Annotated in this window: 18 protein-coding genes; 3 read left to right on the plus strand and 15 right to left on the minus strand. The window is 52.2% G+C overall.

What is annotated here, in order from left to right:
* Positions 1-2 precede the first annotated feature (2 nt).
* The 4 genes from asd to leuC all read right to left on the minus strand — a co-directional run bounded on the left by asd (position 3) and on the right by leuC (position 4,430).
* Entirely contained in the window at positions 3-1,112 is a 1,110-nt protein-coding gene (gene asd / locus QWI17_RS11405; RefSeq protein ID WP_302722633.1) for an aspartate-semialdehyde dehydrogenase, read from the minus strand.
* A gap of 123 nt (positions 1,113-1,235) precedes the next feature.
* Complete coding sequence (gene leuB / locus QWI17_RS11410; RefSeq protein ID WP_302722634.1) at positions 1,236-2,309, minus strand: 3-isopropylmalate dehydrogenase; 1,074 nt, start codon at positions 2,307-2,309, stop codon at positions 1,236-1,238.
* Positions 2,310-2,337: 28 nt separating this feature from the next.
* Positions 2,338-2,988 (minus strand): 3-isopropylmalate dehydratase small subunit, encoded by a 651-nt coding sequence (leuD, locus tag QWI17_RS11415; protein WP_302722635.1) that lies wholly within the window; start codon positions 2,986-2,988, stop codon positions 2,338-2,340.
* An 11-nt stretch (positions 2,989-2,999) separates the two neighbouring features.
* Positions 3,000-4,430 (minus strand): 3-isopropylmalate dehydratase large subunit, encoded by a 1,431-nt coding sequence (gene leuC, locus QWI17_RS11420; RefSeq protein WP_302722636.1) that lies wholly within the window; start codon positions 4,428-4,430, stop codon positions 3,000-3,002.
* Between the two features lie 155 nt (positions 4,431-4,585).
* On the opposite strand from leuC, the gene QWI17_RS11425 reads away from it, so the two are divergent.
* Together QWI17_RS11425 and QWI17_RS11430 are read left to right on the plus strand one after the other, a co-directional pair.
* A complete protein-coding gene (locus QWI17_RS11425; protein WP_302722637.1) occupies positions 4,586-5,476 on the plus strand; it encodes a LysR family transcriptional regulator in 891 nt (296 codons plus the stop codon).
* Positions 5,477-5,569: 93 nt separating this feature from the next.
* On the plus strand, positions 5,570-6,265 hold the full coding sequence (locus QWI17_RS11430; protein WP_302722638.1) for a TIGR04219 family outer membrane beta-barrel protein: 696 nt from the start codon (positions 5,570-5,572) through the stop codon (positions 6,263-6,265).
* A gap of 25 nt (positions 6,266-6,290) precedes the next feature.
* Here QWI17_RS11430 and QWI17_RS11435 read toward each other — a convergent pair whose 3' ends face one another.
* The 8 genes from QWI17_RS11435 to prmB all read right to left on the minus strand — a co-directional run bounded on the left by QWI17_RS11435 (position 6,291) and on the right by prmB (position 13,430).
* Positions 6,291-7,583 (minus strand): ATP-binding protein, encoded by a 1,293-nt coding sequence (locus QWI17_RS11435; protein WP_302722639.1) that lies wholly within the window; start codon positions 7,581-7,583, stop codon positions 6,291-6,293.
* Positions 7,584-7,595: 12 nt separating this feature from the next.
* Entirely contained in the window at positions 7,596-8,285 is a 690-nt protein-coding gene (locus QWI17_RS11440; protein ID WP_302722640.1) for a winged helix-turn-helix domain-containing protein, read from the minus strand.
* Positions 8,285-8,653 carry a DUF3019 domain-containing protein gene (locus QWI17_RS11445; RefSeq protein WP_302722641.1) on the minus strand — a complete coding sequence of 123 codons (369 nt, stop codon included), beginning with the start codon at positions 8,651-8,653 and terminating at the stop codon, positions 8,285-8,287. Before QWI17_RS11445 ends, QWI17_RS11440 begins: the two co-directional genes overlap by 1 nt.
* A 22-nt stretch (positions 8,654-8,675) precedes the next feature.
* Complete coding sequence (locus QWI17_RS11450) at positions 8,676-9,689, minus strand: MipA/OmpV family protein (RefSeq protein ID WP_302722642.1); 1,014 nt, start codon at positions 9,687-9,689, stop codon at positions 8,676-8,678.
* Positions 9,690-9,795: 106 nt separating this feature from the next.
* Positions 9,796-10,560 (minus strand): rhamnogalacturonan acetylesterase, encoded by a 765-nt coding sequence (locus QWI17_RS11455; RefSeq protein WP_302722643.1) that lies wholly within the window; start codon positions 10,558-10,560, stop codon positions 9,796-9,798.
* Between the two features lie 10 nt (positions 10,561-10,570).
* Positions 10,571-11,350: an amidohydrolase gene (locus QWI17_RS11460; protein WP_302722644.1), complete on the minus strand. Its 780-nt coding sequence runs from the start codon at positions 11,348-11,350 to the stop codon at positions 10,571-10,573.
* A gap of 14 nt (positions 11,351-11,364) precedes the next feature.
* On the minus strand, positions 11,365-12,465 hold the full coding sequence (gene aroC, locus QWI17_RS11465) for a chorismate synthase (protein WP_302722645.1): 1,101 nt from the start codon (positions 12,463-12,465) through the stop codon (positions 11,365-11,367).
* A 62-nt stretch (positions 12,466-12,527) separates the two neighbouring features.
* Positions 12,528-13,430, minus strand: a complete 903-nt coding sequence (gene prmB, locus QWI17_RS11470; RefSeq protein WP_302722646.1) for a 50S ribosomal protein L3 N(5)-glutamine methyltransferase — start codon at positions 13,428-13,430, stop codon at positions 12,528-12,530.
* Positions 13,431-13,635: 205 nt separating this feature from the next.
* On the opposite strand from prmB, the gene folE reads away from it, so the two are divergent.
* Positions 13,636-14,175: a GTP cyclohydrolase I FolE gene (gene folE, locus QWI17_RS11475; protein ID WP_302722647.1), complete on the plus strand. Its 540-nt coding sequence runs from the start codon at positions 13,636-13,638 to the stop codon at positions 14,173-14,175.
* A 13-nt stretch (positions 14,176-14,188) separates the two neighbouring features.
* Here the strand turns inward: folE and QWI17_RS11480 are convergent, their stop codons facing one another.
* From QWI17_RS11480 to sixA, 3 genes are all read right to left on the minus strand, one after another.
* On the minus strand, positions 14,189-15,115 hold the full coding sequence (locus QWI17_RS11480; protein ID WP_302722648.1) for a DUF4892 domain-containing protein: 927 nt from the start codon (positions 15,113-15,115) through the stop codon (positions 14,189-14,191).
* Positions 15,099-15,950 carry an alpha/beta fold hydrolase gene (locus QWI17_RS11485; RefSeq protein WP_302722649.1) on the minus strand — a complete coding sequence of 284 codons (852 nt, stop codon included), beginning with the start codon at positions 15,948-15,950 and terminating at the stop codon, positions 15,099-15,101. Before QWI17_RS11485 ends, QWI17_RS11480 begins: the two co-directional genes overlap by 17 nt.
* Before the next feature lie 92 nt (positions 15,951-16,042).
* Complete coding sequence (gene sixA / locus QWI17_RS11490; protein ID WP_302722650.1) at positions 16,043-16,498, minus strand: phosphohistidine phosphatase SixA; 456 nt, start codon at positions 16,496-16,498, stop codon at positions 16,043-16,045.
* Between the last annotated feature and the right edge of the window lie 2 nt (positions 16,499-16,500).

Genomic DNA, 16,500 nt, shown 5'->3' on the forward strand with positions numbered 1-16,500 from the left:
AATCAGGCTTCGCGCAGTACTTTCAACATGCGACGCAGAGGTTCCGCCGCGCCCCACAATAACTGATCACCGACAGTGAAGGCGTTTAAGTATTCACCGCCCATACTCAATTTGCGTAAACGCCCTACCGGAACGGTCAAAGTACCAGTTACGGCGGTTGGGGTTAGATCACGTAAAGTGGATTCTTTATCGCTGGGAACCACTTTCGCCCACTCATTGTGCTCGGCAAGCATTTGTTCAATGTCAGCCACAGGTACGTCTTTTTTCAACTTCAACGTCAATGCCTGAGCGTGACAGCGCATGGCACCGATACGCACACAGGTACCATCCAAAGGAATTGGATTGCCGGTATTGCCCAGGATCTTGTTGGTCTCCGCCTGCGCTTTCCACTCTTCACGGCTCTGACCGCTTTCGAGCTGACTGTCGATAAACGGCAGTACACTACCCGCCAACGGGGCGCCAAAATTCTCTGTCGGGAAGTTGCCCGAGCGCATATTTTCGGCCACCTTACGATCGATTTCCAATATGGCCGAGGCTGGATCAGCTAACTCAGGTGCCACCGCATCCCGAATGGTGCCCATTTGTTCAATCAGCTCTCGCATATTGCGGGCGCCTGCGCCTGAGGCCGCCTGGTAAGTCATGGATGTGCCCCACTCCACCAAATCATTGGCAAAAAGACCACCAAGCCCCATCAACATCAAGCTCACGGTACAATTGCCACCGATGTAATTTTTTACACCGCGGGTCAAGCCATCTTTAATGACGTTAAGATTAACCGGATCCAGCACAATGATGGCGTCATCCGCCATGCGTAAGCTAGATGCCGCATCAATCCAGTAGCCCTGCCAGCCACCGTTGCGCAAATCAGAGAAAACCGCTTTGGTGTAGTCGCCACCCTGACAGGAGATAATAGCGTCCATTTGCTTCAATTCGTCAATCGCGTAGGCATCCTTGAGCGCAGGTAGATCGTCGGCAACCTGTGGCGCCGCGCCACCCACATTAGATGTGGTAAAAAATACAGGCTCTAAGCCCTCGAAATCGTTTTCCGCAACCATGCGCTCCATCAGTACGGAGCCGACCATTCCGCGCCAACCTACAAAACCTACTTTCATGTTTAACTCTCTGGTTTGAATGAATTAAAGCTGGCCTCAGCGCCTTTTGAGCAAGCGATGCCAGCCTTTGATTTTGCCGCATTTAGCGCCTTACTGCAAATAATTGGCCTGACCAATAGCCAATTACAGGGCCTGGAGTACCGCATCGCCCATCTGCTGCGTACCCACTTTCTCATTGCCTGCCGTATGGATATCAGCGGTCCGCAAGCCTTGGTCTAACACTTTACCGACAGCGGCCTCAATTACATCGGCCGCATCGGTCATACCCAGCGAGTAACGCAGCATCATCGATGCCGACAAAATGGTCGCCAGCGGATTGGCAATGCCCTGACCGGCGATATCAGGTGCACTGCCGTGACAAGGCTCGTACATCCCTTGGCCCTGCTCGTTAAGTGACGCCGATGGCAACATACCGATGGATCCGGTGAGCATAGCGGCAGCGTCGGAAAGTATATCGCCGAACATATTGCCGGTGACCAAAACATCGAACTGTTTAGGCGCTCGCACTAGCTGCATGGCGGCATTGTCGACATACATATGCGAAAGCTCGACATCAGGGTATTCAGGAGCCAGACGATCCATCACTTCACGCCATAATATGGTGGCCTCCAGAACGTTTGCCTTATCTACTGAACAGACTTTTTTATGGCGCTTGCGTGCCATTTCAAACGCGGTGCGACCGATGCGTTCAATTTCACTCTCTGAGTATTTGTAGGTGTTATAACCTTCACGCTCACCGTTTTCTAATGTCCGAATTCCGCGGGGCTCACCAAAATATATGCCTCCGGTAAGCTCCCGCACAATCAAGATATCCAAACCAGAAACCACTTCGGGCTTAAGACTAGACGCCTCAACCAATTGCGGGTAAAGCAGCGCGGGGCGAAGGTTGGCGTATAGACCGAGCTGCGAACGAATTTTCAAAAGACCTCGTTCGGGGCGAATGGAGCGATCAATAGTGTCCCATTTAGGGCCGCCGACGGCGCCCAGCAATATCGCATCGCAGGATCTGGCTCGCTCTACCGCGGCATCCGTCAATGGCTCTCCGTGCACATCGATGGACGAGCCACCAATCAACTCTTCAACAAATTCCAACCCCAGATTAAACTTTTCATTAACCGCTGCAAGCACGCGACACGCCTGCTCGACAATTTCAGGGCCAATACCGTCACCCGGTAAAATCATTACTTTTTTAGACACAATACTTCCTCAAATCTGAAGGGACTGATTAGTTTTTTACCGCGTCAAATAACCACGGTGCCGACTGGCGACGCTCTGCCTCATAGGCTTTAATAGCATCGGCTTGCTCAAGCGTTAAGCCAATATCATCCAAACCGTTTATCAAGCAGTGCTTACGAAACTCATCGACTTCAAAGTGAAAAACATCTCCGCCCGGTGTCACCACCTGCTGGCTTGGCAAATCCACCGTCAACTCATAGCCCGGCGCGGCGTACATCTGTTGAAACAGGACCTCCACCTCGTCGTCGGTTAGCACCAGTGGCAACAAGCCATTTTTAAAACAATTGTTGTAAAAAATATCGGCGAAACTAGGCGCAATGACGCAGCGAAAACCATAGTCATCCAACGCCCAGGGGGCGTGCTCTCGGGAAGACCCGCAGCCGAAATTTTTACGCGCCAACAGCACACTCGCGTTCTGATAGCGCGCGTGATTGAGTGGAAATTCCGCATTGAGTGGGCGCCCCGTACACTCTTGATCGGGCTTGCCTTCATCGAGATATCGCAATTCATCAAACAAATTCTTACCGAATCCGGTGCGCTTGATGGATTTTAAAAACTGCTTGGGAATGATCATATCGGTATCGACATTAGCGCGATCCATAGGCGCTGCAATGCCGGTAATTTTGCTAAAACTTTTCATTTATCTTCCCCTTATTCCTGACCGACAAATTCGCGAACGTCAACGAAATGCCCGGCAATACCTGCCGCAGCTGCCATCGCCGGGCTCACTAAATGAGTCCTGCCGCCATAGCCTTGGCGACCTTCAAAGTTGCGGTTCGAGGTGGAAGCGCAGTGCTCACCCGCACCTAATTTGTCAGCGTTCATGGCCAGGCACATAGAGCAACCTGGTTCGCGCCATTCAAAACCGGCCTCGACGAATATTTTGTCCAGACCCTCGGCCTCGGCCTGCGCCTTCACCAAACCTGAACCAGGGACCACCATCGCCTGCTTGACGCTATCGGCTTTCTTGCGACCTTTGACGACTTGCGCCGCCGCACGCATATCCTCTATGCGTGAATTAGTACAGGAGCCGATAAAAACCCGATCGAGCTTTATGTCCTGGATAGCTTGCCCGGCACTAAGCCCCATATACTCCAGGGCCCGCTCCATACCTTCGCGTTTAACGGCGTCCACTTCAGCCTCAGGCGTTGGCACAACATCCGCAACACCTACCACCATTTCCGGTGACGTTCCCCAGCTCACCTGCGGCATGATTTCAGCGCCGTTCAATGTCACCACCTCATCAAAATGCGCCCCGGCATCAGAGGTTAAATCCCGCCACGCGGCCTCGGCCTGCGCCCACTGCGCCTCGGTGGGGGCGTAAATACGGCCCTTGACGTAATCGAGTGTAATATCGTCAACAGCCACCATACCGGCACGGGCACCCGCCTCGATGGCCATATTGCAGACCGTCATACGGCCCTCCATACTCATGGCGCGAAACACATCCCCCGCAAACTCAATGGCGTAACCGGTGCCACCGGCGGTGCCAATTTTGCCGATAATGGCCAGCACTACATCTTTAGGGGTGATGCCAACTCCGAGTTCGCCGTTAACCTCGACCAACATATTTTTCATTTTTTTGGCGACGAGACACTGAGTCGCCAATACATGTTCAACCTCGCTGGTACCGATACCGTGCGCTAACGCGCCCAATGCGCCGTTGGTGGCGGTGTGTGAATCGCCACAGACAATGGTCATTCCCGGCAGACAAGCACCCGACTCGGGCCCTACAACATGCACAATTCCCTGCCTGCGATCGTTAATCTTGTACTCAACGATTCCGAACTCATCACAGTTATCATCGAGGGTCTTAACCTGAATTTGCGATACCGGGTCTTCAATACCGCTCACACCAGAGGCTCGCTCTTTGACGGTGGTCGGCACGTTGTGGTCCGGGGTGGCCAGCACAGAATCCACTCGCCAAGGTTTACGGCCAGCCAGACGAAGCCCCTCAAAGGCTTGCGGCGAGGTCACCTCGTGCACAATGTGACGATCAATGTAAATCAACGCTGAACCATCGGCGCGCTGCTGCACCAAATGGGCATCCCAAAGTTTGTCGTAAAGCGTTCTTGCAGCCATTACTAATCTCCCACTATCACGGTTTAGCGGTGTCTTGCACACGCCTGAGTATTGAATGTGTCTTTTAATGGTTATGTTATTACCGCAACAACAATAAAACAAATTTATATTTTTTATATTTTGCATTCCCAAATGGAATAGGTAAACTATGGGCTATGGACACCCAACAACTTGCCACATTTATTGCCGTCGCCGAATCGGGCTCCTTTTCACGAGCCGCCGAGCGCCTGTACCTGACCCAGCCGGCAATCAGTAAGCGTATCGCCCTGCTGGAGCAGAGTGTCGGAGCTAAGCTGTTCGATCGCATTGGCAAGAAGGTGAGCCTCACCCACGCGGGCGAGGTGCTCATACCCCGCGCCAAACAGATACTTATTTTGGTCGGTGAAGCAGAGCGGGCCATCGAAAATTTAAATAATCGGATCGCGGGAAAGCTTAGCATTGCCACCAGCCACCACATTGGCCTGCATCGATTACCTCCCGCTCTCCAGTCCTTTTCCCGAGCGTACCCCGAGGTTAATCTAGACTTGCACTTTCTCGATTCAGAAAAAGCGCTAACCGCGGTAGAGCAAGGCTTATTTGACCTTGGCGTTATCACCTTACCCGACAACCCAGCGCCAGGCATTTGCCATATTCCCATATGGCGCGACGACTTACAGTTTGTGGCGAGCCCCAACCACCCTCTGGCCGGTCAACCCATCGATCTTAACAATCTGGCCGAATACAAAGCGATATTGCCCGACAACAACACCTACACCACGGCGCTGGTTGAATCCATGTTTCAAGCGCAACACCTCACCCTTAACGTGGATATGGTTACCAACCACCTGGACACCATAAAAATGATGGTGGCGATTGGCTTAGGCTGGGGAGTCTTGCCAACCTCCATGATTGACAGCAGTTTATGCTCGCTCAATCTAGCAGCGCCTTCATTATCGAGGACACTAGGCGTCGTTTATCACGGCGGTCGCAGCCAAAGCAATCCGGCACAAAAATTTATTGCAAGCTTGCAAAGTGGCAGTGTTGACGAACGATCGTCAATGCTATGATTCGGCCCAGTCAGGAAATCAATCAAATCTGTACACGTGTCAACTAAAGCAACCGACGATTATTGTTCGACGAGCAACCAGAAAGGATATGTTATGAAAGCTATTGTCACCGGTCTGATCACATCAGCGCTCATGTTTACCCATGCCACGCAAGCGGATGCAATAGGCGTAAAAGGCGACGCCGGCATCTGGCGCTCAGACTACAGTGGTGATATCAGCCAATTCGATGTCAGTGACTTAGGGTTTAGCGAGGAAGACAACCAGTATTTCCACCTTTACGTCGAACACCCAATTCCGCTTATCCCCAATGCCCGGTTGAGTTACGCCGACATCAACAGTAGCACAACGTTCTCAACCGCCGGCATTGATTTAGCACAAGCGAGAATAGATTTAAGCCACGTCGATGCGACGGCCTATTATGAACTACTGGACAACTGGGTAAATATCGATGCAGGCATTTCACTGCGTAAGTTTGACGGCAAAGTTAACGTTGATGCCGGCGCGACTGACGCCAACCTAAATCTGGACGATGTATTGCCGATGGGCTATCTATTGGTGGAAGCCGAACTGCCTTTTACCGGCTGGTCTGCCGGTATCGAAGTAAACTATACCGAATTTGACGATTACACCATCAGTGACAATACCGTTAAGGCCCGCTATTTATTTGACTCTCTGATCAATGTCGGTTTTGAAGTTGGATATCGTCAATTGGAGGTCGACTTAAGCAAAGGTTTTGGAATAGATCTAAAACTGACAGGACCATTTGCCGGCTTGGCTCTGCATTTTTAGAAGGTCACTTAGCACTGCGCAAGCGTTAATCGCTTGCGCCTGACATCGGCCAGCGACACTCAAAGCGCGCTCCACCGAGCGTCGAGCCATCCACCACGCGAACGGTTCCTTGGTGCCACCCCATAATACGACGCACAATGGCCAATCCCAAGCCAAAACCTTTACTGTCCTTTCCCGGCTGCTGCTTTAACCGTATGAACGAATCAAAAATACGCAATCGGTCATGGGCTGGCACACCAGGGCCGTCATCCTCGACCGCGACTACGTAGTTCAGATCTTCGCTGTAAAGCTCCACCCGAATCTGCTTTTCCGCGTAACGCCTCGCATTGCCCAGCAAGTTTTGTAAAATGCGCTCAAACAAATGCCACTCACACCACAATTCGCTTAAACCTAGCCTATCTTCCACTTCGATATCAATATGTGGATACTGCTCTTGAATACGCTTTATTTGTTGTTCGGCCAGCGCCGCCAAAGCATCAGCGGCGCCCGGTCGCTGCACCAAGCTCTGCGATTGCGACTCAAAACCTGCGTAGCTAAACAGTTGGTTGATTAAATCATCCATGTCTGCCACGTCTTGCCGCAAACTCAATAATTGACGCTGCACCGGGTGCGGCATCTGCTCGACAGATTCCGCCAGCTCCAAAGCAAACTTCATTCGCGCTAACGGGGTACGCAATTCATGGGAAACCGCGTATGTCATTTCACGGTAACTTGTCAGAAGCTCATCAATACGCTCCTGCATTCGATTAAATTCACCGGCGAGGGAGTATACGGGTGAGCTTTGATTGAGCTGAACACCTTGATGCTCGCCGCGGCCAAATTGCTTCGCCTGAGCCTCAAGAGATTTCAGGTCGCGAACCAATGGCCACACCCACAGATAGATAACAATAGCCAAAAATATATAAAACCCAATCAGTAACACGCGATGGCTAGCCGGGGCTTCGTCTGGCAACTCGATACGAACGATAAGTGACAATTCGCCGAGCTTCACATACAACTCGCGACCATCATCGGAGTCCAAAACAAGTGGCTCGCCAGAGGCCAGCGCGTCGCCCAAACCCGAGTCGGCCAAATCCGATAACCGATATGCGCGCGCATTCAAACCGAGACGTTGCAAATGGGCCTGCACGAAAGCCAGTCGACCGTCATCAGGCTGACGCGCGGTTTGCTCAGTGATTAACCGGAGAAAGGCCGCTTCGGTGGCACTGATTGGCGCCTCTGTGGAAATGGATTGCTGCAGGCGATCGAGCCCCCAGCCGGCCAACAAAATGGCAACAACAACGAGCAAATAGAGGGTGAAAAATGCTCGCTTCAACAAGACCGCTTCCTCTTACCAGGCATCGGCCACCAACATATATCCCCGCCCCCAAACGGTCTTAATGCGCGCGGGATTGTCGCTGCTATCGCCGAGCTTTTTGCGCAAATGCGATACTCTTACATCAACCGTTCTATCCAGGCCGTCGTAAGCTCGATTGCAAATAGTCGTAAACAAATATTCCCGACTCATCACTTTGCCCGCTTGCCGAGCCAGGGTCAGCAAAAGATCGTATTCATGGCTCGACAGGGCTATGGGCCTATCATCAAGTCGCACTTCCCGTGCCTGGGTCAGTATTTGCAATGAGCCAATCGCAATGTCCCCCTGCTCTGCTGACTCGCTACTGCTGCGTCGCAAGAGTGCATGTATTCGCGCCAACAACAAACGCGGCTCTGCAGGCTTAATGACGTAATCGTCTGCGCCCACGTCAAAGCCCAAAATCTGATCGGCGTCGGCGTCTCTCGCGGTCAGCATCAGTATTGGCCCGGCGTAACCCGCAGCACGCGCTTCGCGACAAATGCTAATACCATCTTTGCCGGGCAAGTTTAGATCGAGAATGAGAATGTCGGGCTGGAGGCTTTGCACTTGCCTGGGCACGTTTAAGCCAAATGACTCTACCACCACTGTCAGTTGATTGGCCTCGAGGTAGTCCTTAACCAGTAAGGCCAGACGTTCGTCGTCTTCAGCCAGCAATACCACACTCATTAGAAAAAACTCCATGGGTTACGGCGACGGCGGCGATATCTCTGAGCGTCAGCCACCACCTCAAAGGCTCGGCTCGCCAGTACTTGCCGTTCCGCCATTTCAATCAATTGAAAGTGTATATCATCTTCAGTGTGTAGCTGCGACAAATATTCTCCACTACGACTTTCATCCCAGCAACTCAAAGGCTCTGGTTGCCCCGCCTCGAACAAGCACACAGAGTATAGGCGCACGGTTTGCCAGCGCACTTCTACCTTGTCTCGGCAAAGGGTTTCACCGCGCTCCAGAATACAAAGACTAGGCTGCACAGTTAGCTCGACCTGAGCCTCATCACCTTCCTGTCCCCAACAGATGCCGCTTATCGCGAGCATTAGCGCCATCCTGACACCTTGCTTAAAAATGATAGACCCCTCCAACAAAAACGGTGGTCGAAGTGCCTTCATCAACCAGAGGGCTGTCCTTAATCGCGCGCCCCAACCACTTCTGGTGGACAGTCAATTGGAACGTCCAGTTTGGCGTAAGCGGTCGAACCCAGTCGGCTCGCAGATAAGGGGTAACCGCGTCATCGGCGCTGTAATAAAGAGCGTCAGCACCTTCTACCTCCTTCAGGTCGCGCTCCCCTAACCCATAGTAATAATCCACGACTCTCGCCGACTGCCAGACAAAGCCCCCCGCTAAAGAATATTGGTTGCGACCGTGCAGCCAGTAACGATCTAAGCCAAAACGAATTTCCTGGCCCTTATGCACACCGGTAAAATCTTGCAATGCTTGCACACTAATCTGAGTGGCACCGTAGAGGAAGCTGTACTCCAAACCTGCAAGTCCCGCCATTTTCCGGTCAGCGATTTGCTCCAGGTTGATCGTAACGGCGCCACCGGAGCCCTCTTCAGCGGACGACTCTACTTTGTGAAAAAACTCATTGGGGCCATCTATATCATCGGTATTAGGGGTCTTGGTCTCGTCTTTTGGCGGGGTCAACTCAATGTTTTCACCCGTATTGCCGTCCATCGAATCCGCCGCAACCAGCCCACCGACATTAAAGCCTCCTCCGGTACCCTCAATAACAAAATTGCCCAAACTGATGTCACTAAAGTACATGCTGTCCAAGCCGACAGTGGCAACGGCATTCAGTAGGTGACGCTTATCCTCGTATAAGGTATATCCAAGAGAGGTGGTGTCGAAAAAAAAGCGCTCCCCGTAGTAACTGATCTCTGGCAACAGCACGATCGGAATATCATCGCCTTCGAGCAACGGGTTGGTGCGCCCCCCAAGACCCACGCCAACAGAGAATTGCCACTGGCCGACGGGCACGCAATCTTCCACTTCCGGTCTACATGCGTCGTCCGACCCGGCGGCTACCGGGCCCGCAACAATAAGGAGGAAGATATAAAAGAAAACTTTGCGCACTATGAGTGAACCTTGTAGAAACAGATAGCGTTACTATAAAAAGTACCCGCCCCCAAAATCCACTTTTTAACCGCTTTCATTTGTAAGACTTTGTTACCGCTATTATTTATCGCTGCAAATGCTTTGGGTCAGGGGTGCGCAAACGCTGGGCCAAAGGATGCTGCATCGCTTTCAGCTCACGCAGAACCAATTGCGCGACTTCACGGGCGCCAAGATGATTAAAGTGGGTATCATCGGTTACGCCAATCGGATAATTGGGGTGCAAATCGGGTGCGATATGCATAAACCGCAATTTAGAGGCTTCATCGCCCATCGCCGTAAAATAGTGTCGGGTGACTTTCTCCATATCGATAAAAGGCACCTGTTCAGCCTGCGCGACTTCTCTCACAAGGTCATCATAGCCGCGGTGCGTCGGCTCAATAACGCCTTTTGTGGTGAAATAGCGGCGGGTAACGGGTGTCATGAGTATGGGGCGGGCGCCTCTTGACCGCGCCTCGGAGATAAATCGCCGGAGGTTGTACTTATATGCTTCGGGTGGCGTATAACGGTCTTTTTTATGCTCAGACTGATCATTGTGACCAAACTGGATAAACACAAAGTCATCGGACTTTACCCCATCCATTATTTGCTGCCACAGCCCCTCTTCCCTAAAGGTACGGGTACTGCGTCCATTCTTGGCAAAATTATGGACACTCACCTGCTCGTCAAAAAAAATACTAAATGGCACACCCCAGCCGGTCTCCGGATAATCTTTTTCCAGTTTAATCGACATAGTAGAGTCGCCCGCCATAAACACTTGCAGGGGTGTTTCCGAAGCGCTGGCAGCGAGTGTCCCAAATGCCAATGCCGCTAAAAGAGCCGCTCTAACCATCTTCCTACCTCTACTCCGTCATTAGGGAAAATTCGTCGGCATCGAGAAAAGCGGGAAAGCTTTCTCGGTAAGCCGACAACTTATTGGCTGATAAAGTACAAACGTATCGCCCGATCTTATCCTCGGCGTCCAGCAGACACGCCCCGTCCGGCCCAAACACAACACTGCCGCCAGCGTATGGCTGGCTATAGGCATCGACACCGACACGGTTCACCCCTATGACGTAGCAGAGATTTTCAATGGCACGCGCTTTAAGTAGGGTTCGCCAATGTTCATGACGCGCCGATGGCCAGTTGGCGACATAGACTATAGCGTGGTAATCGTTGCGACAGCGACTAAAAACGGGGAAACGCAAGTCGTAACAGACTTGCAGAAGAACCCGCCAATCGCCAACAGACTCTACAACCCGGAGCCGACCACTTTGATAGCGCTTATGCTCCCCGGCCATGCGGAAAAGATGGCGTTTATCATAGTGGCCTAAGCTACCGTCGGGGCGGGCCCAGAGCATACGGTTAACATGGGCTGGTTCGGCGGTTTGCATCACCACCGAACCGGTCACGACGCAATCTAGTTCCTGCGCTTTTTGTATGCACCAATCTCGCGCGAGAGCGCCACTCACATCGGCCTTTAGACGCGCCTGGGGATGAAAACCTGTGGTGAAAACCTCGGGTAAAACAACTAGATCCACCTCACCCGCGCCCGGCAACAGCTCCGTAAAGGACGCCAAATTAGCTTCGGGTTGGTTACCGACAAGGGTGTTTTGCAACAGGGCGACCCTAAGATCTTGCATAACCGCCCAGGCGTTTACCCTTGCCCTTTCGGTATGACGGCAATGGAATGCTTGACGCCACCATTTTGGCCGCGCTGGCGCAGGGTATGATCTAGCAGCACTATCGCTAACATAGCCTCTGCTATTGGCGTAGCGCGGATACCAACGCAGGGATCGTGTCGGCCCTTAGTCACGACCTCAACCTGATTACCCTCCACGTCAACACTGCGCCCCGGTATACGTAAACTGGAGGTAGGCTTGAGGGCAATATGTGCCACTATATCCTGACCGGTAGAAATGCCGCCTAATATGCCACCGGCCTGATTGGACGCAAAGCCTTCGGGCAAAATCTCATCGCGATGTTCAGTGCCTTTTTGCGCGACACAGTCGAAGCCCGCGCCGATTTCGACACCTTTAACCGCATTAATACTCATAAGCGCGTGGGCAATTTCAGCATCCAGACGGTCGAATATGGGTTCCCCCAGACCTGGGGCAACATTTTGCGCCACTACCGTGATTTTAGCCCCTACCGAGTTGCCTTCTTTACTGAGCGCATGCATATACTCTTCCATCTCAGCCACTTTACTGGCATCGGGACAGAAAAAGGGGTTTTCAGAAATCTGGTTCCAGTCCACTGATTCGGCTTTAATCGGCCCCAATTGAGACAAATATCCCCGAACGTTCACCCCATAAAAATCTTTGAGGTATTTTTTCGCAATTGCGCCCGCCGCGACGCGCATAGCGGTTTCACGAGCAGACGAGCGCCCCCCCCCGCGGTAGTCACGGACACCATACTTTTGCATATAGGTGTAATCGGCGTGGGCTGGACGAAACTGGTCTTTAATGTTGGAGTAATCTTTCGAGCGTTGATCGGTATTTTCAATGACCAGTCCGATGGGCGTACCTGTGGTTTTACCCTCAAATACACCGGAGAGAATTTTAACCTGATCGGCTTCGCGGCGCTGTGTCGTGTAACGCGATTGGCCCGGGCGGCGGCGGTCTAAGTCTTCCTGTAAATCAGCTTCTGACAGCTCGAGTCCCGGAGGACAACCATCGACAATACAGCCGAGGGCCAAACCGTGGCTCTCGCCAAAGGAAGTTACCGTGAAGAGCTTGCCAAAACTGTTGCCAGACATAGGTTGCGCCTTAATCCTGATTCTTTAAAGGGCTGCGATTATACGCACTATTGACCAAATCCTCACCCCGGCAACTGCTCCCGGGTCAAAACAAACACACCGTGACCACCGCGTTCAAACTCTATCCAGGTAAAAGGCACCTCGGGAAAGGCACTCACCAGGGCACCGGCACTGTTGCCAACCTCGACCACTAACACGCCGCCATCGTTTAAATACTGAGCGGCTTCTAGCAGTAGACGTCGGGTAAAATCGAGACCATCGGAGCCGGAACCCAAACCAATTTCCGGCTCTGCTTGATATTCGGCGGGCATTTCGGACAAGTCATCCAGATCAACGTAAGGCGGATTAGAGACAATCAGATCAAAACATTGCCCCTCAAGATTAGCAAATAGATCAGATTGACACAGAGACACCTGCTCACGGAGATCAAATTTGTCTATATTGCGCTCGGCCACGGCAAGCGCATCTTTGCTAATATCACTCAATACAACCTGCGAATTGGGGAAAGCCAAAGCCGAGGCAATTCCAATGCATCCGCTACCCGTGCACAAATCAAGAATATACTCGGGCTCTACCGGCAACCAGGGAGCAAAATGCTGCTCAATCAATTCAGCAATCGGGGAGCGCGGCACCAAGACTCTTGAGTCCACAAAGAACTCCAGCCCACAAAATATAGCCGTACCGGTAATGTAAGCCGCGGGTATGCGCTCGCGAATGCGTAAGTCTATAGCCTCCAACACCTGTTGTTTCTCAGCTGTTGTTAGCCGGGCATCCAAAATATTGGGATTGTTAAACCCCGCCAGATGCACCGCCCAGCAGACGATTTGCACCGCTTCATCCCAGGCATTGTCGGTACCGTGACCGAAGTAAAGCTTGGCTGCATTAAATTGGCTAGCACCGTAACGTATAAAATCGCGAACACTAATCAAGTCAACCAAAAGGTCAGCTTTTGCGTAAGTAGCCATATAAATCCCCGTAAGTAACGCGCGCATTGTAACGCTTATCTGGTGATAAAAGCAGACAAATTCGCCGAATTACTTTACCTCTTGGCGGAGTTGGCGTAATGTTGCCGCCCCGTTACAAAAAGGTTGCGGCACTTCTATACTGAATCAAACTACCGGGCGCGACAAATCGTCCGGTAAGACAAAGCCCCAAGCAGGATCCATGTTCATGCAAGAGTATTTTGCCAAAATCATCGAGGGTATCGGTGAAGATTTAAACCGCCCCGGCCTGGTCGACACGCCCAAGCGGGCAGCAAAGGCCTTTCAGTTCCTGACCAAGGGCTATGAACAGTCGCTGGACGATGTGGTTAACGGCGCGCTGTTCCCCTCTGAGTCGAGCGAAATGATCATGGTTCAGGATATCGAGCTTTATTCCATGTGTGAGCACCACATGCTGCCATTCATTGGCAAAGCGCACGTTGCCTACATTCCCACCGGTCAAGTGGTTGGGCTCTCCAAGGTCGCCCGAATTGTCGATATGTTCGCACGCCGCCTACAGATTCAGGAGCAATTGACTCTGCAAATTGCAGAGTCAATACAGCAAATCACCGGGGCTTCCGGAGTCGGCGTCATTATTGAAGCAAAACATATGTGCATGATGATGAGGGGCGTGGAAAAACAAAACTCATCCATGAAAACGTCCGCGATGCTGGGGAGCTTTCGAAGTAATCAGGCGACTCGCAACGAGTTTTTATCCCTGCTGCGATAATTGCCCCATAGCCCTAAGGCGCGCTTTGTGCTGGCAGCAACACGACATCGAGCCGCGCCTGATCATCGCCGCGCCCTGCCGGCGCCAGCCCCCCAACACCCTCAACGATGATCCGCTCCCGAGGAATGCCCAACTCCACCAAAGCGTCCTGCAGTTGCACAGCGTAAGCCAACGATTTTACTTTTTGCTGATCAAGCGGTATCCGCTGATAATTGTGCCCAACTAACGCCACCTTCAAGTGCGGCTCGCTGCGCAGTGCGGCCGCTAGCGCCTGCACATGGTTCACCGCCAGCCCGTAAGTCTTCTCCTCGCCACTGCCGTCTTTACGCAAACCGGCGAAGACCGTATAGCCCTGCTGTCTTAACTGGCGCACCATAGTGGTCGGATTCGTCGCAGCCTGATAGCGATTGGACTGGTCACTCACCAGCATTTCGACATGCAAGTACACTCGCTTATTGCCACGCAATACACTGTAAACAGTGACGTAGATTCCCGCGTGTTGCGCCGAGGTAAGCTCAAACGCCCCGTAGTACTGATACTGGTCTAACCCATACAGTTGCAAAATTCCGAAGTGATTTATTGCCCAGCTATTTGAGTCACCACACTCGCGCGCACTGCACGAATACAATTCGCGCACGGGATGACTGCGCAGTTGCTCCGTGACAAACCGGTAACCATCGAGTGCACTATGGTTGTCAGGCAGTTGATACGTTTTTTTAAATAACTCGCCACTTAGACGCTGCTCGTCCACGCGCCAAAGCCCTCTTACTTTTTTATAGTTTCCCAGCGCCAACACATAATCGGTAGCGGGCTCCTGTGAGGAAAATACCAATCTCGCCTCGGGAAAATCCGCCAGCGCAATAGGCATGTTAGTCACCCCCCAGACAGGGCCACTCACAACCAACAAAAACACCACCCAAACTTTACGCAAAAAAGTCATTTATTAATCTCGCAACATCGTCTACTTGACCTTCCATATGAAGGTGATGGCCACCGGGCAAACATTCTAGCGACAAGTGGGGATAGGACTCCACGGCCTGTGCAAAACCTGGATATAATTTTGGCATACCGTCGTTGGCCAGCAACACCAGCGCTGGCGCCTCAATGGCTCGGACAAATGCGTCGATTTGGCCGCGCGTGAACTTGAATGATGAAGGCGCCAGCAAACGCTGATCAGTACTCCACTGGTACCCGTTCGCAACGGCGCGCACTCCACGCTCAGTTAAGGCTCTAGCTGCCCAGTCACTCAGAGGAAACATTCCTTTGCTGCGGGCACTTACGGCAGAATCTAAATCCGGGAAGGTGCGCAAAGGCTTGCTCGCTAATTTTCGGCTCTCGATTATAGAGTTTGCCAATTGTCGAGGTGCGTCGACAGACGCCACGGGTTCGGGAAAAATACCATCAATCAAGGCCATACGATGAATGCGCTCGGGGAACGCCCCGGCGACTAAGGCCGATATTATCGCACCTCTCGAGTGCCCCAAAAGGGAAAAGCGATTCCAACCAAGCAGTTCAACGATAGCCATAACTTCAGCAACGTCTTCCCATATATTGTAAGGGGCGCTGCCAGGACGGTGACAACTTTGACCGTGGCCGGCCATGTCGATCGCGACAATATTGAGCCCGGTCAGCATGGGTGCCAAGAGCGCAAAGCTGGCGCTATTATCGAGCCAGCCATGCAGCGCCAAGACCGGAAGACCTTCTGGATCACCCCAGCACTGTGCGGCGAATGTAAGCCCATCCACCTCCAATGTCAGAGACTTGACTTCTGTCATATCGACTCCCGTAATTTCAAACTGTCGTAAAGTGTAGCGCGCGACGCCACGATGCTCTACCCATCGTGCAACGACAGGTAACTATCAAGGTGTTACGGATGAACCAGCCAGTCAAGCTGGCCGAAGTCTGCGGCAGCAATTTCCAAGGTTAAACCGGCCATTGAGGCCGTTTTCATGGGCGAGGGCTGGGCTTGTGTGCACAAAGCTTGCAGCAAGTCGCCCACTAAAGGTTGATGACTCACAATAAGCAATGACGTCAATTCAGATTGATATATTTCTCGCAGCAACTTTTGCACGCTCGCATCAGGCGTAAGGTTGGCTGTAATACAATCGGGAGAAGTGGGCAATCCCAGGCAATGCGCGGCTATTTCCGCCGTTTGCAAAGCTCTCACATAAGGGCTAGACCATATAGCCACATCGTTAAGATACGATTTTTGCCGCTGGACAATCGAGTGTACATCTTTGCGCCCAGACGCAACCAGTTCACGACTGGCATCGTCGCCACGATAAGGCTCAGCCCTACCGTGGCGAAGAATAAACAAATGCATCG

The organism is Gilvimarinus gilvus, assembly GCF_030518155.1.
GTDB classification, from domain to species: domain Bacteria; phylum Pseudomonadota; class Gammaproteobacteria; order Pseudomonadales; family Cellvibrionaceae; genus Gilvimarinus; species Gilvimarinus gilvus.